Raw genomic sequence first — 24389 nt, 5'->3', positions numbered from 1 at the left:
CGGAGTGTCGGGTCGCATGAACCGCGCCCAAGCTCAAGGCTGGGCTTGACAGAACGGGTGGGCTAGGAACGCTGGAACGAAACAGGGACGGCCCGACGGACGACGTGGACTGGATGCAAACCCTTCTCGACGTGATCGACTTCCGGTCGTTCTCCAACCTGTGGTTCTGGATCATGCTGGCGGTGGTCTGGTCCTCGGCGACCCACCGGATTCTGGGCGTGCCCTTCGACATGGTGCTGCGGGCGCGGCAGCAGGGCGGGCAGGCGCTCGCGGACCTGGAGGACCTGGTGCGCATCCAGGTGAACCGGATCCTCTTCATCGCCGAGATGTCGGGCCTGCTGATCGCCGCGACCCTGGCCTTTGGCGTGACGACGCTGATGGTCCTGGCCTTCTGGTACGGCGTGGAGTTCGCGCAGGCCGTGGTGCTGATCGCCGTGCCCCTCGCGGCCGTGGGCGCCCTGAGCCTCGTGACCGCGCGCCGCATCGCCCGGCAGGCGCCCGAGGGCGAGGCGCTCTTCCGGACGCTGGCGCGGCACCGGGCCTGGGTCCAGGGGATCGGGCTCGTGTCGATCTTCGTCACGGCCCTTTATGGGATGTACCAGAACCTGCTGGTGCTGCAGGGGTTGTGAATCCGGCTCCCGTTGACACCGGCCCGCGGCGCGGTAGGTGACGCCACATGTCGAGCAGTCCCAATCACATCACCGTCGGCGGCGCGCCCGAAGGCTATGACGCCCGCCTGATCCTCCAGGAGCTGGACAGGTCGGGCTGCTGCGTGGTCCACGTCGCGCGGGACGACCGGCGGCTCGCGGCCATGCAGGCGGCGCTCCAGTTCTACGACCCCGGCCTGCCGGTGTTCGTCTTTCCGGCCTGGGACGTGCTGCCGTTCGACCGGGTGTCGCCCAACCCGGAGATCGCGGCCCAGCGGATGGCGACGCTGGCCGGGCTCGTGCACGGGATGCCCGAGCGTTACGTGATCCTGACGACGCTGAACGCCGCGACCCAGCGCGTCCCGGCGCGGGACACGCTGCGCGGGGCGGCCTTCTCGGCCCGCGTGGGCGACCGGGTGGACGAGACGGCGCTGCGGGGGTTCCTGTCGCGCATGGGCTTCACCCAGAGCCCGACGGTGACCGAGCCCGGCGACTACGCCGTGCGCGGCGGCCTGATCGATGTCTGGCCGCCGGGCCATCCCTCGCCGGTGCGGCTCGACTTCTTCGGGGACACGCTGGACGGCGCGCGCCGGTTCGACGCCACCAGCCAGCGGACCACCGAGAAGCTGAGCGTGGTCGAGTTCGCGCCCGTGTCGGAGGTCATCCTCGACGAGCCGTCGATCACCCGGTTCCGCCAGAACTACCGGATCGAGTTCGGCGCGGCCGGGACCGACGACCCGCTCTACGAGGCGGTGAGCGCGGGCCGCAAGCACGCCGGCATGGAGCACTGGCTCGCCTTCTTCCACGAACGGCTGGAAACGCTGTTCGACTACCTGCCCAAGGCCACGGTCACGCTGGACGATCAGGTCGCGCCTTCGCGCATCGCCCGCTGGGCGGCGATCCAGGACGCCTACGAGGCGCGGCGCGCGGCCCTGACCGAACGGGGGCGGATGGACTCGGTCTACAAGCCGGCCCCGCCGCAGCTCCTCTACCTCGACGAGGGGGCATGGGACGCCGGGCTGCGCGACCGGCGGGTGCTCCAGTTCAGCCCGCTCAAGCAGCCGACGGGCCTCGGCGTGATCGACGCCGGCGGGAAGATCGGACGCGATTTCGCGCCCGAGCGGCAGCAGGAGAAGATCTCGCTTTTCGGGGCCTTGGCCGACCATGTGAAGGCGCGGGCCGAAGACGCGCCGGTGGTGCTCGCCAGCTATTCCGAAGGCGCCCGCGAGCGGCTCATGGGGCTCCTGGAGGACGAGGGCATCGGAGAGACCATCCCCGTGATGGACTTCACGCGGGTGGGCAAACGCGGCGTGCATCTGGCCGTCTGGCCGCTTGAACATGGGTTCGAGGCGCCGGGCCTCACCGTCATCTCCGAACAGGACGTGCTGGGCGACCGGCTGATCCGCCAGACCCGCAAGAAGAAGCGGGCCGACAACTTCCTGACCGAGGTCAACAGCCTCACCCCCGGGGATCTCGTGGTCCATGTGGACCATGGGGTCGGGCGTTACCTCGGCCTCGAGGTGCTGCGGGCGCTGGGCGCGGCGCACGAATGCCTGGCCATCGAGTACGCGGAGAACACCAAGCTCTACCTCCCCGTCGAGAACATCGAGCTCCTGAGCCGCTTCGGCCACGAGGAGGGCCTTCTCGACAAGCTGGGCGCGGGGGCCTGGCAGGCGCGCAAGGCCCGGCTCAAGGAGCGCATCAAGCTGGCGGCGGAGCGGCTGATCCGCACGGCCGCCGAACGCGCCCTGCGGCAGGCGCCCGAGCTGGAGCCGCCCGACGGCATCTGGGACCAGTTCCTGGCCCGCTTCCCCTATGCCGAGACCGACGACCAGCTTCAGGCCATTGAGGACGTCCTGAACGACATGGCCTCCGGGAACCCCATGGACCGGCTGATCTGCGGCGACGTGGGCTTCGGCAAGACCGAGGTGGCCATCCGCGCGGCCTTTGTCGCGGCGATGTCGGGGGTGCAGGTCGCCGTGGTGGCGCCGACGACGCTGCTCGCGCGGCAGCACTACAAGACCTTCGCGGAGCGGTTCCGGGGCTTTCCGCTGGAGGTCCGGCCCTTGTCGCGCTTCGTGTCCGCCAAGGACGCCGCCCAGACGCGCGAAGGCATGGCCAAGGGCACGGTCGACATCGTGGTGGGCACCCATGCCGTGCTGGCCAAGCAGGTCAAGTTTGCCAACCTCGGCCTTCTGGTCATCGACGAGGAGCAGCATTTCGGCGTGTCCCACAAGGAGCGTCTGAAGGAGCTGCGGTCGGACATTCACGTCCTGACGCTGACCGCGACGCCGATCCCGCGCACGCTGCAACTGTCGCTGTCTGGCGTGCGGGACCTGTCGGTGATCGGCACCCCGCCGATCGACCGGCTGGCGATCCGCACCTACGTGTCCGAGTTCGACACCATCACCATCCGGGAAGCGCTCCTGCGGGAGCATTACCGCGGGGGCCAGAGCTTCTTCGTGGTCCCGCGCGTGGCCGACCTGCCCGAGATGGAGGACTGGCTCCGGCGCGAGGTGCCCGAGGTGTCCGTGGTGGTGGCGCATGGCCAGATGGCGGCGGGCGAGCTCGATGACCGGATGAACGCCTTCTACGACGGCAAGTTCGACGTGCTGCTGGCCACGACCATCGTCGAATCCGGCCTCGACATCCCCACCGCCAACACGATGGTCGTCTGGCGGGCGGACATGTTCGGTTTGGCCCAGCTATACCAGATCCGGGGACGGGTCGGACGCTCCAAGACCCGGGCCTACGCCTATCTGACCTCGCGGCCGCGCCAGAAGCTCACGCCTCAGGCCGAGCGGCGGCTGCGGGTGCTGGGGAGCATCGACAGCCTGGGCGCGGGCTTCCAGCTCGCGAGCCAGGACCTGGACATCCGGGGCGCCGGGAACCTCCTGGGCGAGGAGCAGTCCGGGCAGATCCGCGAGGTGGGCTTCGAGCTCTACCAGCAGATGCTGGAAGAGGAGATCGACCGCCTTCGATCCGGGCAGGGGGATCTGGTGGAAACCGACGGCCAGTGGGCGCCGCAGCTCAACCTCGGCGTGCCGGTGCTGATCCCCGAAGAGTATGTGCCCGACCTCGACGTCCGGCTCGGGCTGTATCGGCGGCTGTCGTCGCTCTCCACCAAGGTGGAGCTCGAAGGCTTTGCCGCGGAGCTGATCGACCGCTTCGGCTCCCTCCCGCGCGAGGTGAACACGCTCTTGCTGGTGGTGCGGATCAAGGCCATGGCCCGCCGGGCGGGAGTGGCGCGGCTGGATGTCGGTCCCAAGGGGGCCACGGTCATGTTCCACAACGACCGCTTCGCCTCGCCGGGCGGCCTGGTCGAGTACATCCAGGCGCAGCAAGGGCAGGCGCGGATCAAGGACAACAAGCTCGTGGTCCTGCGCGACTGGCCGACCGAGGCCGACCGGATCAAGGGCTCCTTCGCGATCATGAAGGACCTGGCCGAGAAGGTCGCCGAGGCGCAGCCCGCCAAGACCAGGAAGGACGCCAAGGAGCCCGTCGCTGCCGCGGCGCAGGCGGCCGGAACGACGGCTGCGGCTCCGGTTGCAAAGGCGGCACGCCGGACGCGGTGACGGCGTGACGCGACGGCGAGGCGGAGCGCCCCTTTGCGGGCGCCCGTCCGGCCGTGCTAGGCCGCCGCCCAGGCGGACCGGAAGGGAATCTCAGGTGTCCAGGACCATCGACGCGCGCTGGATCACGGTCTTCGCCGTCTATTTCCTCCTCCAGGCCTTGTCGCGCTGGGCCTTCGGGCTGTCGCTGAACTGGGACGAGGCAGAGGCGTTCTTCTTCGCCCGCCACCTCGCCTGGGGCTATGGCCCCCAGCCGCCCCTCTACTTCTGGCTGCAATGGGGCGTGTTCCAGGTCCTGGGGGAGAACGTCCTGGCGCTGGCCGTCTTCAAGAACGCGCTGCTGTTCGGGACCGTCGTGCTCCTGTACCGCTTCCTGCGGCGCGAGGCCGGCTCGGCCGAGGCGGGGGTCGCCGCGCTGTCGCTTGGCCTGATCGCGTCGCTTGTCTGGGAGGCGCAACGCGCCCTGACCCATACGGCGCTGGCCATGCTGGTCGCCGTTGCCGCGACCTGGATCGCCGTGCGGGCTCTCGAGAGCGGGCGCTGGCGCGACTACCTGCTGCTGGGCCTGGCCGTCGGTATCGGCACGCTGTCCAAGCTGAACTTCCTGGTCTGGGCGGCGGCCCTGCTGGGGGCGGCCCTGATCCTGCCGGAATGGCGCCGCCGCATCCGACCCGGGCCGACCTGCGCCGCCGTGCTGGTGGCCTTGCTCATCAATGTCCCGGTCCTGTTGTGGATGCTCCGAAACCCGGAGCTGTCCACCGTCGGCATCCGCAAGCTGGAGTTCGCGACCGAATCCGGGCTCCAGGCCCGGCTTGTCGGGACGGGGGCTCTGGCCTTCGCCACGCTGAACTTCTTCATCCTGCCTCTGCTTGTCCTGGGTGGCTTCTGGCTGGCCGCGCGCCGCCGTCCCGGGTCGGCGCTGCCGCCGGGCGTCCGGCTTTACGGACTGGCTTCGGGGCTGTCGCTGCTGCTGCTCTGGGTCGGCATCCTCGCCACGAGGTCGACCGAGGTGGACCATATCTGGCTGATGCCGATGGCGTCCGGCCTCGTGCCCGTCGCGGTGCTCGCGCTCTGGCCCCGGCTGACCGAGCGCGCCCGTCGCGGGCTGGCGGGAACGGAGGCGGCGCTCTGGCTGCTGGCGCTGGTGCTCCTGCCGGCCTCGGCGTTCCTGGGGCCGAGCTCCAGCAACCGCTGGCTCGACTTCGGTCCGGTCGCCGCCCGGCTGGCGCAACTGCAAGGGGAGGGGCTGTCCCTCGTCCTCAACAACGTCCACGTGGCGGGCAATCTCGTCCTCCGGGAGCATGGGCTGGATCTGACGCTCCTGACCGTTGGAACGCCCGACGTGCCGGCCGAGCGTCTCGCGCTCGTCACCCGGCTGAACGATCCGCTGCTGGAAAGGCCGGATGTCCAGGCGCGGATGGAGGCTCATGAGGAGTTCCCTCTGCTGGACGAGCCGGGAGCGCGCAGGCAGGCCGTGACGCTGCTGTCGGCGCAATGACCGCCTGCGCCACGGGTTGGCGGCCCCGATCAGTAGAAGTCCTGAAGGACGCCGGCGGGCCTTTCGCTGCGTCAGGGCCGGCGTTGCGTGGGCGGGTGGCCGTCGTGTAAGGAGCGGCATGGCTGGCAGCGACCCCAAATCCCTGATCCGCATCGCCCGCGCCGACGGCTCGGTCGACCATGCGCCTCCGATCGACCTTGGCGCGCGTGTCCGCGAGTTGCGCCGCGCCCGCGACTGGACGCTGGAGCAGGCGGCGTCCCAGGCAGGTCTGGCGCGGTCCACGCTGTCGAAGATCGAAAACGGGCAGATGTCCCCGACCTACGATGCCCTCAAGAAGCTGGCCGTGGGACTCGGGATCTCGGTGCCGCAGCTCTTCACGCCCGCGCCGCGCGCGCAGGTGAACGGGCGCATGGCCGTGACGCGGGCGGGCGAGGGGACGGCCCAGCTCACCACGACCTACGAGCATGAACTGCTGGCCGAGACGCTGACCCGCAAGCAGATGTTGCCCTACCGGGCGCGGGTCAGGGCGCGCAAGCTTGAGGAGTTCGGCGGCTGGGTCCGGCACGAAGGGGAAGAGTTCCTTTATGTCCTGACCGGCGCCATCCGGCTCTACACCGAGTTCTACGAGCCCGTGGAGATGAAGCGCGGGGACAGCGCCTATTACGACGCCTCGATGGGCCACAACGTCGTCTCGATCAGCCAGGACGACGCCACCATCCTTTGGGTGACGTCCCTGGCCTGAAGGGCGCGCGGCGGGGCCGGTCGAAGGGACCCCGCCGGTCTGGTCAGTTTCCGCTGCCCTGAGGCTCCCACCACCACACGTCGGGCTGCCAGCCGGGCCAGTCGCCCATGATGGGCAGGCGCTCGGGATACTTCAGCTCGGTGGAATGGGCGATCAGCGCGTTGTTCGACTGGTAGAACGGGATCACGTAGCGCCCGGCCGTCAGCACCCGGTCGAGCGCCTGGGCCGCCGCGACGAAGTCCTCGTTCGACTCCACCGTGAGAAGGCGGTCGATCAGGCCGTCGATGGCCGGAGACTTCGCCCCCATGAGGTTGCGTCCGCCGGGCTCGTCCGCGGTCGCGGACCCCCAGTAGAGCGTCTGCTCGTTGCCGGGGGACAAGGACAGCGCCCGCCGGTAGTAGGTCATGTCGAAGTCGTAGGAATCGGTCCGCTCCTTGTACTGGGCGGAGTCGACCGAGTTCACGGTGACCTGCATCCCCAGCCGTCCGAGCGCCTGGACATACATGTCCACGATCGAGGCCACCTCGGACGACCCGTTCTCGAGCAGGATCTCGAAGGCGAAGGGCTCGCCCTGGGCGTTCCGCAAGAGGCCATCCTCGCCCACGGTCCATCCGGCCTGCTCCAGGGCGTCGAGCGCGCGCGCCACGTTGGCCCGGTTGCGCTCGGAGCCGTCGCTCTCGGGCAGGCTGTAGCCCTCCAGGGCGCCCGGCGGCAGGTCCGCCTGGAACTCGCCCAGGAACTCGCGCACGCGGCCCTCGGCGGGGCCTTCGGTCATGCCCAAGGGGCTGTTCGAGAAATAGGAGGTGATCCGGGGCTGCTTGCCGCCGGTCATGGCCTCGTTGATGAACTCGAAGTTGAAGGCGAGCTCCATGGCGTCCCGGACGCGGATGTCCGAGAACAGAGCCTCGCGGGTGTTCATGACGAGCCCCGTCATCCCGGTGGGTCGCTGGTTCGGGATCTCGCTCAGGATGACGCGCCCGTCCTGCACGAGCGGGAAATCGTAGGAGGTCTCCCACCGGACGGGATTGGTTTCCCGCACGATGTTCACCTCGCCGGTCTTGAAGGCCTCGAAGGCGGCGGTCTCGTCTCCGAAGAATTCGATCCGCACCCGGTCAAGGTTCATGGTGCCGCGGCGGAACGGGATGTCGGCGCCCCAGTAGTCCGGGTCGCGCCGCAGGATCACCGAACGTCCGGGGTCGACCGACTCGACCACATAGGGGCCGGAGGTGATCGGAATCATCTCGAGCCCGTCGGAGTTGGCGAAGTCGACACCCTCCCACTGCTTCTTCTCGAGGATCGGCCTCAGGCCGGCCAGCATCACGAGCTCCCGGTCGGCCGTGCTGAAGGTGATGCGGACGCCCCGGTCCCCAACCGGCTCGATCGTTTTCACCTTCTGCCAGAACGTCTGGTAGCGGGGGTGGCCCTCGGTGCCGACCGTCTCGAACGACCAGATCACATCCTCGACCGTCACCGGATTTCCGTCCGAGAAACGGGCCTTCGGGTTCAACGTGAACTCCACCCAGCTCCGGTCCGGCGCGACCTCCACCGACTCGGCCAGAAGGCCGTACAGAGTGAAGGGTTCATCAAGGGAACGTCCCATAAGGGACTCGGTCGTAAGGAAGGTCAGCTGCCAGGGAACCTTCCCCTTGAGGACGTAGGGATTCAGGCTGTCGAAGCTCCCCACCTCGGCCGAGATCACCTCGCCCCCCTTGGGGGCGTCGGGATTCGCATAGGGCAGGTGATCGTAGTCGCGGGGCAGGGCGGGCTCCCCGTACATGGCCAGTCCGTGCATGGGCTCGGCCCAGGCGGTGGTCCCCAGGAACGCGAGCAGGGCCACCCCCCGGGTAAGGCAGAACGCGAACTGCGGTTTCATGGTGGCTGCTCTCTTTCGTGGCCTGTTCGAGTTGGGCGACGTTACGCGTGCCATCCCGCGAAATCAAACTTTTGGCTAGCGCAACGACTGCAGAACGCCTATAAAGAGGTCACTGCTCGATAGGTTTCTTGCCTGTATGAAACCTGCCTCAACAACTCAACGCCCGCCCTTCGGCGGGCGTTTTTTTGTGCCCTGGCCAGGGGTGCTGGCCAAGTTCACCCGATTTCTTAGGAATCTCGCGTAGTCGCGCCTGCCGCGTATGCACCGGCCGGCCGCCGGTGCACCTACAACGGGGGCACGAATCACGTCAAGGCGCGCCCCGACGTGAGTCGGCCACCACAGTTTGTCCACAGGCCCAAGACGTTGGGTGGGCTCGCTGAGTTTCCGCGTGAAACCTGTCCTGAGCCGAAATTCGCCATCATTGTGGCGGATGATCGGCGGAATTACGCCCATTGCGACCACGTCTCACCACCTTATGATGCTGCGGCAGCACATGAAGGAGCATGCGATGACCTCTGCCCGCCCCCTGTCCGGCCGGACCGCCGTCGTGACCGGATCGACCTCGGGCATCGGCCTCGGGATCGCCCGGTCTCTTGCAGAAGCGGGGGCGGACGTCGTCCTGAATTCGTTCACGGACGCCGCGGCGGATCACGAGTTGGCCCGGTCCCTGGCCGAGGAGTTCGGGGTGCAGGCCCGCTATGTGCGCGCCGACATGTCCAAGGGCGAGGAGTGCCGGGCCCTGGTCACGCAGGCCGGGACCTGCGACATCCTGGTAAACAACGCCGGCGTGCAGCATGTCGCGCCGCTCGAGGAGTTTCCCGTCGAGCGTTGGGACATGATCCTCGCCATCAACCTGTCCTCCGCCTTCCACACCACGGCAGTGGCGCTGACCGGAATGAAGGCGAAGGGATGGGGGCGCATCGTCAACGTGGCCTCGGCGCATGGGCTGACGGCCTCGCCCTACAAGGCGGCCTATGTGGCGGCCAAGCATGGGGTCGTCGGGCTGACCAAGACCGCCGCGCTCGAGACGGCCGGGCAGGGCATCACCGTGAACGCGATCTGTCCGGGCTACGTGCTGACGCCGCTCGTGGAGGCGCAGATCCCCGACCAGATGAAGACCCACAACATGGACCGGGAGACCGTGATCCGGGAGGTCATGCTGGCGCGGCAGCCGTCCCGCCAGTTCGCGACGGTCGAGCAGATCGGAGGCACGGCGGTCTTCCTGTGCTCCGACGCGGCGGCACAGATCACCGGGACCACGATCAGCGTGGACGGGGGCTGGACGGCGCTCTGACCCGCGCAGGCGGTCTGGGAGGCGTCGCAGGGGCCTTGGGGCGGCACGACAGACCTCGCTCACTCTCCAAGGGTCTCGCCCGTGCCGGAGGAGCCCTGCGGTGGGATGGCATCACGCACCCTTAAGGGCGGCCCCGAAGGCTGGCCGCACCCCGGACGGGATCGTGACCTGCAGTCTTGGAGACGCCTCTCGGGCCCCGCTCTCGGCAGGCCCCTCAGAGGGATGGGGCCGCAGGCGGTGTGACCTCTCCGGCGCTGCTGACAGCCTCTCCCGGATAGACCAGGCCGGCGGAGATCACGAGCTTGGCCGCATCTTCCAGAGACATGTCGAGCTCGATGATCTCCGACCTTCGCACGAACAGCAGGTAGCCCGTCGTCGCGTTCGGCGTGATGGGCTTGAACAGCGTCACCATCTCGTCGTCCCCGAACTCCTGGATCAGCCGATGCCGGATCTCGCCGCGCAGAGGGGCCGAGATGAAGGCGATGGACCAGGCCCCCTTGCGCGGGAACTCCACAAGACAGGCTTTCTCGAAGCGGGCGTCGGACTGCGTGAAGACGGTTTCCGAGATCTGCTTCACGGCGTTGTAGATCGAGCGGATGACCGGCACGCGGCCCACCAGATCCTCGCCGCTGCGGAGAAGGGACCGCCCGATCAGGCCCTTGGCGATCCAGCCGATCAGGACGGTGAACACGAGGAACACGACCACGCCCACGCCCCGGACGTTCACCTCGATCCAGTCGGGGCTGCCGGGGGCGTTGCCGATCATCCGGTTCACGATCGAATCCGGATGCCAGTACCGGGGCACGAAAGGCATGACCCAGCTGTCCACCCAGCCCACCGCCGTCCAGATCAGCCACACCGTCAGGCCGATGGGCGCGATCACCACGACCCCGGCGAAGAAGTTGTTCCGCAAGGCCCCGAGGATGCGCGTCACCAGCCAGTGCTGCTGGCGCGGCGGTCGGGGCGGCAGATCGACAGGATGCATGGCGAGGGCCTTGGACGTTCGGTCCCGAGCGTTCTAGGCCAGCCCCGGCCCGGGCCGCAACACGCCCGTCGCCCCGCGCTTGGGCACGACTGCGTCAGGCCGGCATCCTGCCCAGTTCCACAGCGATGCGCGCAGCGAGCCTTGCGTTGTTCAGGACCAGCGCGATGTTGGCCTCGAGGCTGCGGCCCTCCGTCAGCTCGAAGATCCGCTGGAGGAGGAACGGCGTGACCGCCTTGGCCGCGATGCCCCGCTCCTCGGCCTCGCGCAGGGCCTGCCGGATGGAGGGCGCGAGGACGTCCGAGGCGATCTCGTCCGCCGCCGGGATGGGGTTGGTGACGAGCTGGCCGCCGGGCAGGCCCATGGACGCCCGCATCCGGTGGGCGGCGGCGATCTGCGCGGGGTCGTCCATCCGCAACGGAGCCTTCAGCCCCGAGCTGCGGGACCAGAATGCCGGAAGCTCGTCCTGCCCGAGGGCGATGACGGGGACGCCGAGCGTCTCGAGCACTTCCAGGGTCTTGGGCAGGTCGAGGATGGCCTTGGCCCCGGCCGCGACGACGGTGACGGGCGTCTGGGCCAATTCGTGCAGGTCCGCCGAAATGTCGAAGCTCGTCTCGGCCCCCCGGTGGACGCCGCCGATGCCGCCGGTGGCGAAGACCTCGACCCCGGCGAGCCGGGCCGCGATCATCGTCGCCGCGACGGTGGTCGCGCCGTTGCCGCCACGGGCCAGGCAGGCGGCAAAATCGGCCCGCGACAGCTTGGCCACGTCGCGCGCCTGGCCCAGCGATTCCAGTTCATCCTCCGACAGGCCAACATGGAGCCTGCCGGCGAGAACGGCTATCGTCGCCGGCGTTGCGCCGTTGGCCCGCACCTCCGCCTCCACCCGCCGCGCCGTCTCGACGTTGCGGGGCCAGGGCATGCCGTGGGTGATGATCGTCGACTCGAGCGCCACGATCGGAGTCCCCGATGCGCGGGCTGTCTCGACGTCGGGGGAGAAGGTGATCGGGATCATGAAGGTGTGTCTCCGGAAACGTAATGGGCGGCGGCCCTAAGGGCACGGTCCAGCGCGGCGTCACGGGTGGCGCCTTCGCGCTCGGCCACGATATGGGCGGCCATGAAGGTATCGCCCGCTCCGGTCACGCGCGTGACCAGAACCTCGGGCGGGGATTGGGTCAGCACGCCAGCCCCGGAGTCGCCGTCGGAGGCCGACCGGCCCCCATCGGTCACCAGAATCCGCCGGGCACCCCGCCCAAGCAGGCCCTCGGCGGCCTCGGCGGAGGTCGCGAACTCCCTTTGGCACAGGATGCCCGCTTCTTCGAGATTGACGTAGAGCGTCGCGCCGGTGTGATCCAGCAACGGGAGAAGACGTTCGGCTTTTCCGGGGCTTGCGGAGGCGACCCTCAAGTCGGCTCTGAAGAAGAGGGGCGAGGCTGCGATGCGAGCCAGCAGGTCGGCCGTGAGATTGCCGTCCAGCGCCACCGGACCACTCCAGGGGGAGCCGGGGGATCCGAGCCGGCCATCCTCGAGCGGGCGGAGGATCTTGTCCCCGGCCGCCTCGAGCGAATGCGCGTCCGCAATGGCCGCGATGAGGCCGTTCGCGCCTTCGATCGCCATGTAACGATCGGTCGGCAGGTCTTCGGAAAGATACGCGAAATCGGTGATGATGCCCATGCGCCCTGCCTCGGCCGCGAGGGTCTCGCCCTCGGGGTCGCGGCCCAGGGCGGTCAGGATCGCCGGGCGCAGTCCGAAGCGGCGAAGCGTCATGGCGATGTTCATGGCGACGCCGCCCGGCACCCGGGTGATCCGTCCGGGCACATCCGCCGCCAGCCGCATATGCGACGGGGTGCGCCCGATGATGTCCCAAAGAACCGAGCCGATGCAAAGGATGTCGGGGGCAGCGATCATGGCAGGCAGTTGCGACGATCGGCCCCACGAGGTCAACCCGGGCCCGCAGCCCCTTGCATCCGCCCACCTTTGCCGTTAGGTCCCCCCCACTTCACAGGCGGAGGCGGGCCCCGGGGGGAGACATCCCTCGACGGTCCACCGGTTGGGGGCGACCCTGATCCTCCGTCGAGGGCTCAAACCGGAAAGGACAAGGACATGGCTCTCCCTGAGTTTTCCATGCGCCAGCTTCTTGAAGCAGGCGTTCACTTCGGCCACCAGACCGCGCGCTGGAACCCCCGCATGGCCCCGTTCATCTACGGGTCGCGCAACGGGATCCACATCCTGGACCTGACGCAGACCGTTCCCATGCTGGACGAAGCGCTGCGCGTGATCCGCGACACCGTCGCCCGCGGCGGCCGCATCCTCTTCGTCGGCACCAAGCGCCAGGCGCAGAAGTCGATCGCCGACGCCGCGGAGCGTTCGGCCCAGTTCTACATGAACCACCGCTGGCTGGGCGGCACGCTGACCAACTGGCAGACCGTGTCCCAGTCGATCGCGCGCCTCAAGGCCATCGACGAAGCCGCCGACCGCGGCTTCGAAGGCCTCACCAAGAAGGAGCGGCTCGGCATGGAGCGCGAGCAGGCCAAGCTCCAGGCCTCGCTGGGCGGCATCCGTGAGATGGGCGGCGTGCCGGATCTCCTGTTCGTCATCGACGTGAACAAGGAAGACCTGGCGATCCAGGAAGCCCAGAAGCTCGGCATTCCGGTCGTGGCCGTTGTGGACACCAACTGCTCGCCCAAGGGCGTGGACTATGTGATCCCCGGCAACGATGACGCCGCCCGCGCGATCCAGCTCTACTGCGATCTCGTGGCCCGCGCGGCCCTCGACGGCATGAGCGCCCAACTGGGTGCCGCCGGCGTTGACCTCGGCGCCATGGAGCATCTCAACGAAGAGACTCTCGAGGACACCGCGACCGCCTGATCCGGGCGTTTGTCGCGAAACTGACACCGGGCGGGTGCGACACCCCGCCCGGATTTCCATTCAAGGAGGATGAGATGGCCGTCACGGCGAGCATGGTGAAGGAACTGCGCGAGACCACCGGCGCGGGCATGATGGACGCCAAGAAGGCGCTGACCGAGACCGATGGCAACATGGACGCTGCCATCGACTGGCTGCGGACCAAGGGTCTTGCCAAGGCCGCCAAGAAGTCCGGGCGCACCGCGGCCGAAGGGCTCGTGGGCGTGGCCGTCGAAGGTGGCAAGGGCGTTGTCGTCGAGGTGAACTCCGAGACCGACTTCGTGGCCAAGAACGCCGAGTTCCAGGCGCTGGTCCGTAGCGTGGCCACCGCCGCCCTGGGCGTGAACGATGTCGACGCGCTGAAGCAGGCCGACATCAACGGGCAGAGCGCCGAGGCCACCGTCACCGACGCCATCGCCAAGATCGGCGAGAACATGACGATCCGCCGCATGGCGACGCTCAGCGGCGACACCGTCGTGTCCTATGTCCACAACGCCGCCGCCGAGGGTCTCGGCAAGATCGGCGTCCTTGTTGCGCTGTCGGGTGCCGACAACGGCATCGGCCGCCAGATCGCGATGCACGTCGCCGCCGCGAACCCCGCCGCCCTGGACGAAGCCGCGCTTGATCCGGCGCTGGTCGCCAAGGAGCGTCAGGTCCAGTTCGACATCGCGAAGGAATCGGGCAAGCCCGACGCCGTGATCGAGAAGATGCTGGAAGGCCGGATGAAGAAGTTCATGGCCGAGGCGACCCTCATGGGCCAGGCCTTCGTCGTGAATCCGGATCTGACGGTGGCCCAGGCGGCCAAGGACGCCGGCGTCTCGGTCACCGGCTTTGTGCGGCTCGCGGTCGGCGAGGGCATCGAGAAGGCGACCGAAGACTTCGCGGCCGAAGTGGCCAAGATGAACGCCGGCGCCTAAGGCGACCGACGGCACCGCGTAGCCCACGGAGCGGCGCGGTGCCGTCATTTCGGGTCGCCCCCGGTCATGGCGGCGGCCCCACTCCATGAGGCGGGCCTGCCGGCCAGTTGCATCGCTGGCCTGGGTGCTGTGACTGTCGGGCCGGGACGGCTTACAGTCGGCTAGGCGTCGATCGTGAACATCTGATTGTAGAACGCGGCTTTCAGGACTGCCTGGGCAGTCGTCTCGACATCCAGGGCCTCGCGGGCAAGCCGCAGGTGCTTTTCGACCGTTGCGGCCGTCAGGCCCATGAGCAGGGCGATGTCCTGCGCCGTTTTGCCGTCACCCACCCATTGCAGGACTTCCCGCTGGCGCTGGGTGAGCTGACGCGAGCCGCTGTAGGGCAGGGTGAGGAGCTTGAGGTGGAACACGTTGTTCATCACCGTGATCCCCGGCCCATGCTCCTGCCACAGGGCGTCCACATCGTCCTGGCTCATCCCTGGCCGGGCGCAGAGCCCGATTCCACCCTTGGCGCGCTGGGACACTGAACGGAAGCTGATCGTATAGCCCGCGCTGACACCGAGCTTCCGATTGAACTCCATGGTCTTCAGTTCCGCAGGGCTGAGGGTTCCGCGGTTGACCATGTCGGTAATCACCGACCAGGAGCAGGCGCCATCATGCTCCAACGCCCAACGCACCATGGGGCCGTTGGCGTAAAGCCCGTCCTCGATGTAAGGGCGCATATAGGCGGCCGGCAGGTTCGTCAGGACGACCCAGTCCTGCGGATCCCCGAGGGACCGTCCGCTCCGGTACCGGGTGTAGCCGTAGAGAAGCCGATCGAATCCATAAGCTGCCATGGCGTCGAGATGCAGGCGCCAAAGCCCCTCGACGGAGTTCGCGTTGTTCACGCGATCCAGGTGGACGACAAGGTCATGCATGACAATCTGTTTACCATGTCCGACCTCGATCACACCCGGTTTTTTCTGATCCTTCAACGTTGACGCTGGGGAAAGAAGCGGGGGAGCGCCCGACTTAGGTGGCTAGTGACGCATTCGGGACGTGCGCAGCCTGAGCGATGGCGCTGGCCAGTTCGGCCCGCGAGAACGGCTTGGACAGGCGGGGCAGGGTCGTCGCGTCCAGGTCCGGGAGGTTCGCAAACCCGGTGACCAGGAGCACGGGAAGGGACGGGCGCTGCTGACGTGCCGCCTGTATGAGGGCCAGACCCGTCATCCCAGGCATGGCGAAGTCCGAAATCAGCAGGTCCGGGTAGGCGGCGTTCACTTCGTTCAGTGCCAGCAGCGGCGTGGCGACATCCCTGACGTCGTGACCCAGCTCATCCAACATCGCCGCGACGCTGCTCCGGACAAGTTCGTCGTCGTCCACGAGGAGGATTCGCAGCCGTTGGACCGGCTCCTTGTAGGAAGGTGCGGGCGGGGCAGGCGTGGCGCGCACTGCCTCGCTGGCGAGAGGAAGCAGGATGGTCACCGTGGTTCCGGCCTGGGGGACGCTCTCGATGAAGAGGGCACCTCCGCTCTGTTCCGCCAGTCCATGGACCATGGAGAGGCCAAGGCCGGTTCCATGTCCCGGCGCCTTGGTGGTGAAGAACGGCTCCGTCGCGCGGGCGAGCGTGGCCGCATCCATCCCGGCGCCCGTATCGCGCATCACCAGTGACATGTAGCGCCCCGCCGGTAGAGGCGCTGGCTGTCCGTCCGCGATCAGGGTCGTCCCGAGCCGAAGGGTCAGGTGACCCTGGCCGTTCATTGCGTCGCGAGCATTCACACTCAGGTTCAGGATCGCGAGCTCGAGCTGGTTGGGGTCCACCCGGGCGAGCGGAAGGTCGGGATCGGCCTGGACATGCAGCTCGATGAGGGGGCCGATCGAGCGCGTGATCAGGTCGTGCATTCCAAGAACCAGCTCGGTCAGGTCGACGGGGCGAGCCTCGAGGTGCTGACGGCGCGCAAAGGTCAGCATCCGGCTCACGAGGATCCGGGCGCGCTCGGCCGCTTCCGTCGCACCTCCCAGAAGACGCTCCTGGCGCGGGCTGAGGTTCGTGCTCCGCGAGAGGATGTCGAGGCAAGTCACGATAGGCGTGAGCAGATTGTTCATGTCATGCGCGACGCCCCCGGTCAGCTGACCCAGGCTCTCGATCTTGCGGAGCTGCACGAGATCGGCGGTCCGCGCCTCGACCCGCGTTTCGAGATCCGCATTGAGCCGCGCGAGCTCTTCGGCGGTCTTCCGGGCCCGCTCACGCTCGTCCAGGAGTTCGCGCTCATAGGCCCGACGTTCGGTCGCATCGACGACCATGACCCTGTAGCCCAGCGGAGCGCCGTCGAGGCCGTCCACGCGCCGCCATTCCATGAGGGCCGGGAGACGGGTGCCATCGGCGCGCCGAAGGTCCAGCGCGATCTGGCGCAGCGCGCCTTCAAGCCGAAGGATGGGGCCGCAATGGGTCTCGTAGAAGATCCGCGCGCCAGGCGTCAGGATCTTCTGCACCTTCTGACCCAGGAGCGCCGGCTTGTCCAGGTTGAGCCATCCGGCCAGCGTTCCGTTCACGCGCGTGATGAGACCGCCCGAGTCGAGAGTCAGATAACCGACAGGCGCACTCTCGTAGAGGTCTTCGGCCGTTTCATCGGGAGGAGCACCCGAGGGCGGCATGAGTCATCCGGCCAGGAAGCTGCGGATCGCCGCGGACGTTTCCTCCGGCGCGCTGATATGCGGGCAGTGACCCGTGGCCTTCATGAGCACCAGTTCGCTGTTGGGAAGGTGGTCGTGCATATAATGGCCGACTTCGACCGGAGCGATCAAGTCGGCCTGTGTCTGAAGCACGAGCGCCCGCTTCGTGCAGTTCGGGACATCCGCCCGGTGATCGGCAAGGAACACGACGCGCGCGAACTCCCGGGCGATGTCGGGGTCGGTGCGGCAGAAGCTCCCGGTCAGGACGTCGCCCAGCTCCGGCCGCTCGGGATTGCCCATGATGAGCGGCGCGGTCGACCGGGACCAACCCAGGAAGTTGCTGTCCAGCACCTCGAGCAATCCGTCGATGTCATCGCGTGAGAAGCCGCCCTTGTAGTCGCCTTCATCGAGGAAAGACGGCGAGGGCGACACCATGACCAGACTGTCGAACCGCTCGGGCTTCTGGATGGAGGCCAGCATCCCGATCATGGCGGCGGCCGAGTGCCCGACGAACACGATGTCGTTCATGTCCAGTTCGTCGATGATCTCCAGCACGTCGGCGACATAGCCGGCGTAGCTCGAATACTTGTCGGACCTGTAGGCCGTCAGATCGGAGCCGCCAGCGCCGACATGATCGAAGAGGATGACCTTATGGTCGCGTTCAAAGTTGGGGGCCACGCTGCGCCAGGCCGTCCAGTCGCAGCCGAAGCCATGGGCGAAGACGATGGGCTGCGTTCCTTCGCCAAGAACCTTAACATTGTTACGCTTGATCACGTCCATGACGCGTTCCTTCGACTTTCGCGTCTTATATCGCAGGCGGATTTAGGAAACCACCATGAGGCGAGCAGTCGGCGCGCCTGGTGGAACTTCGCCGAATCATGTACTTTACATAATATATATTATGCGACTTTGGCCTGTAGGCGGGTGAGCGCTACTCTGAAGCGCGACTTTCGAGTCTTCTCAATCTGTTGAGCCTCGAAAGGACGCCCGATGAAGCGCACCTACTCCCAACTGAATGACGAGGAACGCCGGAAGCTGGAGCTGTGGCGGCAGGCCAAGGTCAGCCCGGACGTGATTGCCGAGAGGCTCGGTCGGCATCGGTCCACCATCTACCGGGAACTCAAGCGCAACCACTTTCGCGATGAGGCCATGCCGAAGGTCGTGGGCTACTTCTGGATGGTGGCCAAGATGAAGGCGACGCTCCGGCGCGCCAAGGAGCGCAAGCTGATCCGCCACGCCGAGCTTCAGGGCCAAGTCATCGACCGGATCAAGGCCGGTTGGACACCTGAGCAGATCGCCGGGCGCATGCGCCTCGAGGGCGCAAAGCCGCGTGTGTGCCAGGAGACGATTTACCGCTTTGTCTATTCCAAGGAAGGTATGCAGCACGATCTGTGGTGGTATCTGCCCGAGCATCGCCGCAAGCGCCGCCCGCGTCGCGCCCGCAAACGTCAGGCTCCGAAGTTCTGTCCAGAAAACAGCATCCTGTTCCGTCCGGACGACGTCGCGCATCGGCGCCAGTTCGGCCACTGGGAAGCGGATCTGGTCCTGTTCAGGCAGAAGTTCGGCCCGCACAACCTGATCTCGCTGGTCGAGCGCATCAGCCGCTTCACCGTCCTGCTGCCCAACGCCGACCGCCGGACCAGGCCGATCATGGCCAAGCTCGTGGCGGTGCTGGGCTCCCTGCCCTTCAAGGCCCGCCGCTCGATCACCTTTGACCGAGGATCAGAGTTCATCGACTGGCCGCACCTGCAAGCTCATGCCGGCGTTCAGGCCTGGTTCTGCGATCCGCGCTCGCCGTGGCAGAAAGGCACGGTCGAGAACACCAACCGCCGCATGCGACGCTGGCTGCCCCGCGACATGGACCCGACATCGATCTCCGGCGCCCAGCTGAAGGCGATCTGCGACCGTCTGAACGCCACACCTCGCAAGTGCCTGGGCTGGCGAACGCCGGCCGAGGTGTTCCGCGAAAAGGTCTTGGACCGGCGCGCCTGACCCACGATGATGACCTCAGATCGAAAGTCGCACCTCGTGTGGCGCTCACCCCGGCCGAGGTGTTCCGGGAAAAGGTCTTGGACCGGCGCGCCTGACCCACGATGATGACCTCAGATCGAAAGTCGCACCTCGTGTGGCGCTCACCATCGCCGAGTAGTTCCTGGACCTCCACCGCGAGCGGACACTGGAAAGCCTGAAGGCTGCCGCTGCCCGGGGCCGCAAGGGCGGGCGCCGGCGCAAGCTCTCCGATGAGGACCTCGCGACGGCCCGGGCCCTCCTGAAGGATGCCAGCATCCCTGTGGCCCAGATTGCGAAAAGGCTCGGCGTGAGCCGGGCCACGTTCTACGCCTACTTCCCCGGGTCAAGGACGCGGAGCATGAGCGGAGCGGGATGATGAGCGAGCCCGAACAGCTGGATCTCATGGACTGGCTGGCCGCACTGCCACCTGGTCCTGCTCCGGCTGCACCGGAGCCCGCGCTCGTTGTTATCGACCAAAGCCCTGACCTCGTCCTCCTCACCCGCGTGGACCCGTCCTGCAACATGCGGCGGTTCTACAGCCTGGCGCTCGTTACCAGCCTCTTCGGCGAGTGCGGGGTGGTGCGCCACTGGGGGCGAATTGGGACCTCGGGCCAGACCCGGACGGATTGGTATGGGGCGGCTCCGGAGGCAAAGACGGCGCTCCATGCTCTGCTGCGTGTGAAGCGCCGCCGAGGGTATGTGTCCTGAGGTGATCCATTCTCCTTCGGGGTCTGGTCAGGAGTCGAACCGTGTTGGGACGACGAAGCTGAATGGCCCCAGGACAGGGAGCCTTGCAGTGTCCTCGGGCCAGGAGCGGCCGTTTTCGCGTCCAACATACGCACAAGCCGACCCGTTGAGGTGCCTGCTTCGCGGAACAGTGCATCAAGTAAGAACTACGCACCACGAACTCAGCCCTACCCCCGCGCTTTGAATTCGTTGTGCCTTCTCCCGAACCGACTGTGCCTTCCCCCGATCCGACTTGACACAGTCGGAATTCGGCGCGAGGAGGATGGCGGCCGCTGACGCCTGCCGCCCGCCGGTTCGCCGATGGTGAAGCTCAGCACGGGATGACCTTGATCGCTCCTCGTCCGAGGCGGTTCATGGCAACGCGGGCCCCATGAGATGATCCGCCTCACGGATGTGAGGACGACCATGACCACTTTCACCACGCTGAGCCGGCAGGGGCTGAAGGCCGAGGCCCGGACCTGGCGCGCCCAGCAGGCGGCGCAAGGCACCCAGGTCACCCATGGCGATGCCCTCGAGACCGTGGCCCGGCGGCACGGTTTCCGGGACTGGAACGCCGCCGCGGCCCTGCTGCCCGAGAGCGGTCCCGTCCCGCTCGCGGCCGGTGATCGCGTGACCGGCCGCTATCTGGGCTATGCCTTCGAGGGCGTCCTCCTGGCGGCCGGGCCCGAGGGCGCGGGGCTGACCCGCATCACGGTCCAGTTCGACCAGCCGATCAACGTGACGGCCGGGAGCCCCTACGCCCATATCCGTCGACGCGTCTCGGCGGTGCTGGACGAGGCAGGCGACTCCCCCGCCCGGACCGGCAACGGCGCCCCGCAGATGCACCTCCGGCGGGCCTGATCCCCGGCGCCCCAATCTCGGGGCGACGCCGCCCCACTCCTCTCCCCCTTCTCGCCGTCCGGCCATGGACCCAGCTGTCCGGCCGGATCGCGTCCGCAAGGACTCTCACCATGCCCACTCGCACCCTGTCGCCCTATCTCGACGGCCCGGTTCCCGCGACCTTCGCCCGAACCGCCTTTCCCATCATTCTGCTCCTGGGCCTCAACGGCCTGCTCACGGTCGCCGACGCCGCCCTCCTGGGCCTGTTCGTCGGTCCCGCCGCGCTGGCTGCCGTGACGCTGGTCTTTCCCGCCGCCATGCTGCTGACCGCGCTGACCACGATGGTGGCGAGCGGCATGGCGACCCTCATCGGGCAGAAACTCGGGGCGGGCCAGCCCGGCGAGGCCCGCCGCGTCCTCGCTGGCGCTCATGGCCTCGGGCTACTCGTGTGCGCGGCAACCATGGCAGCCTTTGCCATGCTCGGCCGGTCGCTGACCCTCGCGCTCGCCGACGGCTCGGCCGAACTCGCCGGGATGGCGCAGAGCTTCCTCGGCATCGCCGTGCTGACGGCGCCGGTGGCCTTCGCGCTGGCCCTCCAGTCCGATGCGCTCCGCAGCGAGGGACGCGTCGGGTTCATGGCTCTGGCCGGCATGTTGGTGACCTTGCTCAACCTTGGCCTCAACGCGCTCCTGATCGGTGCCATGGGCTTCGGGGTGGCCGGCTCGGCCTGGGGCACCGCGCTGGCTCAGGCGCTGGCCCTCGGGACGATCCTGGCCTACCGGGCCTCCGGGCGGACACCCCTCCCCCTCCGCCTCGGGCCCGCGCGGGACTGGGTCGCGGGATGGCGGCCAATCCTCGCGCTCGGAGCGCCGCGCAGCCTGAGCTTCCTCGGCGTCGCGCTGGGTGGCGCAGCGGTCCTCGCGGCGCTGCGGCTCCACGGGGGGCCGGACCAGGACACGACCGTCGCCGCTTATGGCGTCGTCACGCGGATGATGACCCTGGCCTACCTGCCGCTCCTGGGCTTGTCCCTGGCGCTCCAAGCCATGGTCAGCCAGAGCCACGGCGCGGGCCTTGCCGCCCGCTCCCAAGCCACGCTGAAGGTGGCCCTGCTCGCGGCGCTGGCCTACGCGGGGCTGGTGGAGGCCGGTTTCGTCCTCCTGCGCCATGCGATCGCGCGGGCGTTCACGGATGATCCGGTCGTCGCCGTCGAGGTCGCGCGCATCCTGCCCTTCTATGTGGCGCTCTACGTTGCCTTCGGGCCCTGCCTGATCGTGGCGGGTCATCTCCAGAGCCTCGGGCAGGCGCGCCGGGCCGCAATCCTGTCCGTGACGCGGACCTACGTCTTCGCCGTCCCACTCAGCCTCCTGCTGCCGCTGGTCTGGGGGGAGCCTGGCATCTGGCTGGCCCAGCCCCTCGCCGATGCTGGCCTCCTCATCGTGACCGGTTTCGTCCTGCTGCGCCGCGGGGCGGGACTGCCCGGGACCAATGGAAGGCTGGAACCCCTTGAGCAGGGATGATTGTCCCTCTCGATCGTTTTCGGCCGACATCGGGGCCTCTCTCAGCGGGATTGGCCCCTTTCAGCCCGCCTCGATCCGGCTCGATGCTCATTCATCACCGGCCCAAGCCACTCGAGGAGAGATTGGGCGTGCGTCAATCATGAGTTCTTGACCGGCATTGATGCGAGCCGGAGGTCATGGGCACCTTCTGGAGGGCGGCCATGAGGACGGCGGCGATCCGGCACGGCAAGGAGCGCAAGCTGATCCGCCACGCCTAACTTCAGGGTCGGGTCATCGACCGGATCCAGGCCGGTTGGACGCCCGAGCAGATCGCCGGGCGCATGCGCCTCGAAGGCGCGAAGCCGCGTGTGTGCCAGGAGACGATCACCCGCTTCATCACCTCGAAGGAAGGCATGGAGCACGATCTCTGGTGGTAGCTGCCCGAGCCTCGCCGCACGCGCCGCCCGCGTCGCACCCGCAAGCGCCAAGCCCCAAAGTTCCGACCCGAACACAGCATCCTGTTCCGCCCGGACGACGTCGCGCATCGGCGCCAGGTCGGCCACGGGTGCGCGGATCTGGTCCTGTTCCGGCCGACGGTTCGGCCCCTACAACCTGACCTCGCTGGTCGAGCGCATCCGCCACTTCACGGTCCTGCTGCCCCATGCCGACCGCCGGACCAGGCCGATCATGGCCAAGCTGGTGGCGGTTCTCGGCTCCCTGCCCTTCAAGGCCCGTCGCTCGGTCACCCCTGACCGAGGCTCGGAGTTCATCGACTGGCCGCACCGGCCAGCTCAGGTCGGCGTTCAGGCCTCATCTTGCGACCCGCGCTTACCGGGGCCAGAAGGGCGCGGTCGAGACCACCAACCGCTCCATGCGGCGCTGGCGGCCCCGCGACATCGACCCGACATCGATCTCCGGCCCCCAGCTGAAGACGATCTGCGAACGCCTGAACGCCATGCCGCGCAAGTGCTTGGGCTGGAGAACACCGTCCGAGGTCTTCCGCGAAAAGGTCCTGGAGCGGCGCGCCTCACCCCCGATGATGACCTCGGCTCGAACGTCGCGCCTCACGTGCCGCTCACCCTCCGCCTCGCAGCATGGTGCCCGATGCTCAGGTCCGGTCGATCGCGCCGTCCTGCACTTGGATCAGTCGGCCGGCAGCACGACGATGAAGCAGCTGCCTTGGCCGATCTCACTTTCGATCCGAAGGCGACCGCGGTGGCGGTTCACGATGTGCTTCACGATGGCAAGACCAAGGCCGGTGCCCCCGACTTCGCGGGACCGGTGGGCATCCACCCGGTAGAAGCGTTCGGTCAGGCGCGGAATATGATGCGACGGGATGCCTGGCCCCTGGTCGATCACCCGCAGCCGGACGCCCGGACGGCGGAGGTCGGGCTGGTCGCCCAGCTCGGACAGGGTCACCTCGACCGGAGCGTCGCGGCCGCCATACTTGATGGCGTTCTCGATCAGGTTCGTCAGAACCTGCCGCAGCTGCCCCTGGTCGCCCGGCAGGACCACGGGGCCCGCAGGCAGGTCGAGCCGGATCTCGGTGCCCGACTGGGTGGCCAGCGGCTCGAGAGCGGCGGCGACGGAGCCGACCAGAGCGCGCAGGTCGATCCGTTCGGTCGGGCGCCGCCGTTCCTCGGCTTCCACGCGGCTGAGGCTCAGCAGATCGTCGACCAGTCGCGCCATGCGATGGGCTTCGCGCGAAACGATGCCCAGGAAGCGGTCGCGCGCGGCCACGTCGTCGCGGGCCGGTCCCCGCAGCGTGTCCACGAACCCCATGAGCGCCGTCAGAGGAGTTCGCAGCTCGTGGCTGACATTGGCGACGAAATCGCGCCGGATCTGCCCCGCCTCCTCGACGGCGGTCACGTCCTCGAAGGTGACGAGGACATGGCGGCCGCCGGTCAGGACGACGTGCCGGGCGCTGGCCCGCCAGGTGGTGTCGCGTCCGCCGTCACTGCCCAGGAACCGGCCCTCGCGCGGTTGCCCGTCGCGAAGCGTGGCCTCGACGATGTCCAGCGTCGCCGGCTGCCGCAGCACCGTGATGTAATGACGCCCGGTCCCGTCATGGCCGAACAGCGTCCGGGCGGCCGGGTTGGAGGCGACGATCCGTTCGGAACTGGCGACGACGACCGCCGGGATCGGCAACGCGGTGATCAGGGCCTGGGCGTCGGGGGTCATGGTGTGGCCGAGTTAGGACGTTTCGCGTCACGGTGGAATGACAATTCCGGCTGACGTT

Annotated in this window: 22 protein-coding genes; 12 read left to right on the top strand and 10 right to left on the bottom strand. The window is 68.0% G+C overall.

What is annotated here, in order from left to right:
- Positions 1 to 104 precede the first annotated feature (104 nt).
- The 4 genes from J3P31_RS17895 (at position 105) to J3P31_RS17880 (ending at position 6459) form a co-directional block, all read left to right on the top strand.
- Positions 105 to 629 carry a component of SufBCD complex gene (locus J3P31_RS17895; RefSeq protein WP_210529873.1) on the top strand — a complete coding sequence of 175 codons (525 nt, stop codon included), beginning with the start codon at positions 105 to 107 and terminating at the stop codon, positions 627 to 629.
- Between the two features lie 47 nt (positions 630 to 676).
- Positions 677 to 4222: a transcription-repair coupling factor gene (mfd, locus tag J3P31_RS17890; RefSeq protein ID WP_210529872.1), complete on the top strand. Its 3546-nt coding sequence runs from the start codon at positions 677 to 679 to the stop codon at positions 4220 to 4222.
- 94 nt (positions 4223 to 4316) lie between these two features.
- Complete coding sequence (locus tag J3P31_RS17885; RefSeq protein ID WP_210529871.1) at positions 4317 to 5717, top strand: glycosyltransferase family 39 protein; 1401 nt, start codon at positions 4317 to 4319, stop codon at positions 5715 to 5717.
- 118 nt (positions 5718 to 5835) lie between these two features.
- A complete protein-coding gene (locus J3P31_RS17880; RefSeq protein ID WP_210529870.1) occupies positions 5836 to 6459 on the top strand; it encodes a helix-turn-helix domain-containing protein in 624 nt (207 codons plus the stop codon).
- 43 nt (positions 6460 to 6502) lie between these two features.
- Here J3P31_RS17880 and J3P31_RS17875 read toward each other — a convergent pair whose 3' ends face one another.
- Positions 6503 to 8332, bottom strand: a complete 1830-nt coding sequence (locus J3P31_RS17875) for an extracellular solute-binding protein (protein WP_246849618.1) — start codon at positions 8330 to 8332, stop codon at positions 6503 to 6505.
- A gap of 508 nt (positions 8333 to 8840) precedes the next feature.
- Between J3P31_RS17875 and J3P31_RS17870 the strand changes: the two genes are divergently transcribed.
- The gene (locus J3P31_RS17870) at positions 8841 to 9626 is read left to right on the top strand and encodes a 3-hydroxybutyrate dehydrogenase (RefSeq protein ID WP_210529869.1); all 786 of its coding nucleotides are present in this window, start codon (positions 8841 to 8843) and stop codon (positions 9624 to 9626) included.
- Between the two features lie 214 nt (positions 9627 to 9840).
- On the opposite strand, the gene J3P31_RS17865 is transcribed toward J3P31_RS17870, so the two are convergent.
- The 3 genes from J3P31_RS17865 to J3P31_RS17855 all read right to left on the bottom strand — a co-directional run bounded on the left by J3P31_RS17865 (position 9841) and on the right by J3P31_RS17855 (position 12513).
- The gene (locus J3P31_RS17865) at positions 9841 to 10611 is read right to left on the bottom strand and encodes a DUF502 domain-containing protein (RefSeq protein ID WP_210529868.1); all 771 of its coding nucleotides are present in this window, start codon (positions 10609 to 10611) and stop codon (positions 9841 to 9843) included.
- Positions 10612 to 10705: 94 nt separating this feature from the next.
- Positions 10706 to 11620, bottom strand: coding sequence for a pseudouridine-5'-phosphate glycosidase (locus tag J3P31_RS17860; protein ID WP_210529867.1), 915 nt, complete (start codon positions 11618 to 11620; stop codon positions 10706 to 10708).
- Positions 11617 to 12513, bottom strand: coding sequence for a PfkB family carbohydrate kinase (locus J3P31_RS17855; RefSeq protein WP_210529866.1), 897 nt, complete (start codon positions 12511 to 12513; stop codon positions 11617 to 11619). Before J3P31_RS17855 ends, J3P31_RS17860 begins: the two co-directional genes overlap by 4 nt.
- A 195-nt stretch (positions 12514 to 12708) precedes the next feature.
- Between J3P31_RS17855 and rpsB the strand changes: the two genes are divergently transcribed.
- Together rpsB and tsf are read left to right on the top strand one after the other, a co-directional pair.
- Complete coding sequence (gene rpsB / locus J3P31_RS17850; protein WP_210529865.1) at positions 12709 to 13473, top strand: 30S ribosomal protein S2; 765 nt, start codon at positions 12709 to 12711, stop codon at positions 13471 to 13473.
- A gap of 74 nt (positions 13474 to 13547) precedes the next feature.
- Entirely contained in the window at positions 13548 to 14426 is an 879-nt protein-coding gene (tsf, locus tag J3P31_RS17845) for a translation elongation factor Ts (protein ID WP_210529864.1), read from the top strand.
- Positions 14427 to 14587: 161 nt separating this feature from the next.
- Here the strand turns inward: tsf and J3P31_RS17840 are convergent, their stop codons facing one another.
- The 3 genes from J3P31_RS17840 to J3P31_RS17830 form a co-directional block, all read right to left on the bottom strand.
- Positions 14588 to 15343: a LuxR family transcriptional regulator gene (locus tag J3P31_RS17840; RefSeq protein ID WP_210529863.1), complete on the bottom strand. Its 756-nt coding sequence runs from the start codon at positions 15341 to 15343 to the stop codon at positions 14588 to 14590.
- 94 nt (positions 15344 to 15437) lie between these two features.
- Positions 15438 to 17060 carry an ATP-binding protein gene (locus J3P31_RS17835; RefSeq protein ID WP_210529862.1) on the bottom strand — a complete coding sequence of 541 codons (1623 nt, stop codon included), beginning with the start codon at positions 17058 to 17060 and terminating at the stop codon, positions 15438 to 15440.
- 3 nt (positions 17061 to 17063) lie between these two features.
- Positions 17064 to 17858: an alpha/beta fold hydrolase gene (locus tag J3P31_RS17830; RefSeq protein ID WP_210529861.1), complete on the bottom strand. Its 795-nt coding sequence runs from the start codon at positions 17856 to 17858 to the stop codon at positions 17064 to 17066.
- Between the two features lie 210 nt (positions 17859 to 18068).
- On the opposite strand from J3P31_RS17830, the gene J3P31_RS17825 reads away from it, so the two are divergent.
- The 5 genes from J3P31_RS17825 to J3P31_RS17805 all read left to right on the top strand — a co-directional run bounded on the left by J3P31_RS17825 (position 18069) and on the right by J3P31_RS17805 (position 22171).
- Entirely contained in the window at positions 18069 to 19070 is a 1002-nt protein-coding gene (locus J3P31_RS17825; protein ID WP_210529860.1) for an IS30 family transposase, read from the top strand.
- Between the two features lie 160 nt (positions 19071 to 19230).
- Positions 19231 to 19464 (top strand): helix-turn-helix domain-containing protein, encoded by a 234-nt coding sequence (locus J3P31_RS21895; RefSeq protein ID WP_210529886.1) that lies wholly within the window; start codon positions 19231 to 19233, stop codon positions 19462 to 19464.
- The gene (locus tag J3P31_RS17815; protein WP_246849619.1) at positions 19464 to 19796 is read left to right on the top strand and encodes a WGR domain-containing protein; all 333 of its coding nucleotides are present in this window, start codon (positions 19464 to 19466) and stop codon (positions 19794 to 19796) included. Before J3P31_RS21895 ends, J3P31_RS17815 begins: the two co-directional genes overlap by 1 nt.
- 444 nt (positions 19797 to 20240) lie before the next feature.
- Complete coding sequence (locus tag J3P31_RS17810; RefSeq protein WP_210529859.1) at positions 20241 to 20675, top strand: glyoxalase superfamily protein; 435 nt, start codon at positions 20241 to 20243, stop codon at positions 20673 to 20675.
- A 110-nt stretch (positions 20676 to 20785) separates the two neighbouring features.
- The gene (locus J3P31_RS17805) at positions 20786 to 22171 is read left to right on the top strand and encodes an MATE family efflux transporter (RefSeq protein ID WP_210529858.1); all 1386 of its coding nucleotides are present in this window, start codon (positions 20786 to 20788) and stop codon (positions 22169 to 22171) included.
- 137 nt (positions 22172 to 22308) lie between these two features.
- Here J3P31_RS17805 and J3P31_RS17800 read toward each other — a convergent pair whose 3' ends face one another.
- The 3 genes from J3P31_RS17800 to J3P31_RS17790 form a co-directional block, all read right to left on the bottom strand.
- A complete protein-coding gene (locus J3P31_RS17800; RefSeq protein ID WP_210529857.1) occupies positions 22309 to 22695 on the bottom strand; it encodes a hypothetical protein in 387 nt (128 codons plus the stop codon).
- A gap of 283 nt (positions 22696 to 22978) precedes the next feature.
- Positions 22979 to 23218: a hypothetical protein gene (locus J3P31_RS17795; protein ID WP_210529856.1), complete on the bottom strand. Its 240-nt coding sequence runs from the start codon at positions 23216 to 23218 to the stop codon at positions 22979 to 22981.
- A gap of 75 nt (positions 23219 to 23293) precedes the next feature.
- Positions 23294 to 24331 carry a sensor histidine kinase gene (locus J3P31_RS17790; protein ID WP_210529855.1) on the bottom strand — a complete coding sequence of 346 codons (1038 nt, stop codon included), beginning with the start codon at positions 24329 to 24331 and terminating at the stop codon, positions 23294 to 23296.
- Positions 24332 to 24389 lie beyond the last annotated feature (58 nt).

Source organism: Rubellimicrobium arenae (assembly GCF_017916275.1).
Classification (GTDB): domain Bacteria; phylum Pseudomonadota; class Alphaproteobacteria; order Rhodobacterales; family Rhodobacteraceae; genus Rubellimicrobium; species Rubellimicrobium arenae.
Note: the sequence above shows the minus strand (reverse complement) of the source record. Positions and strands in the feature narration are given on the sequence as shown.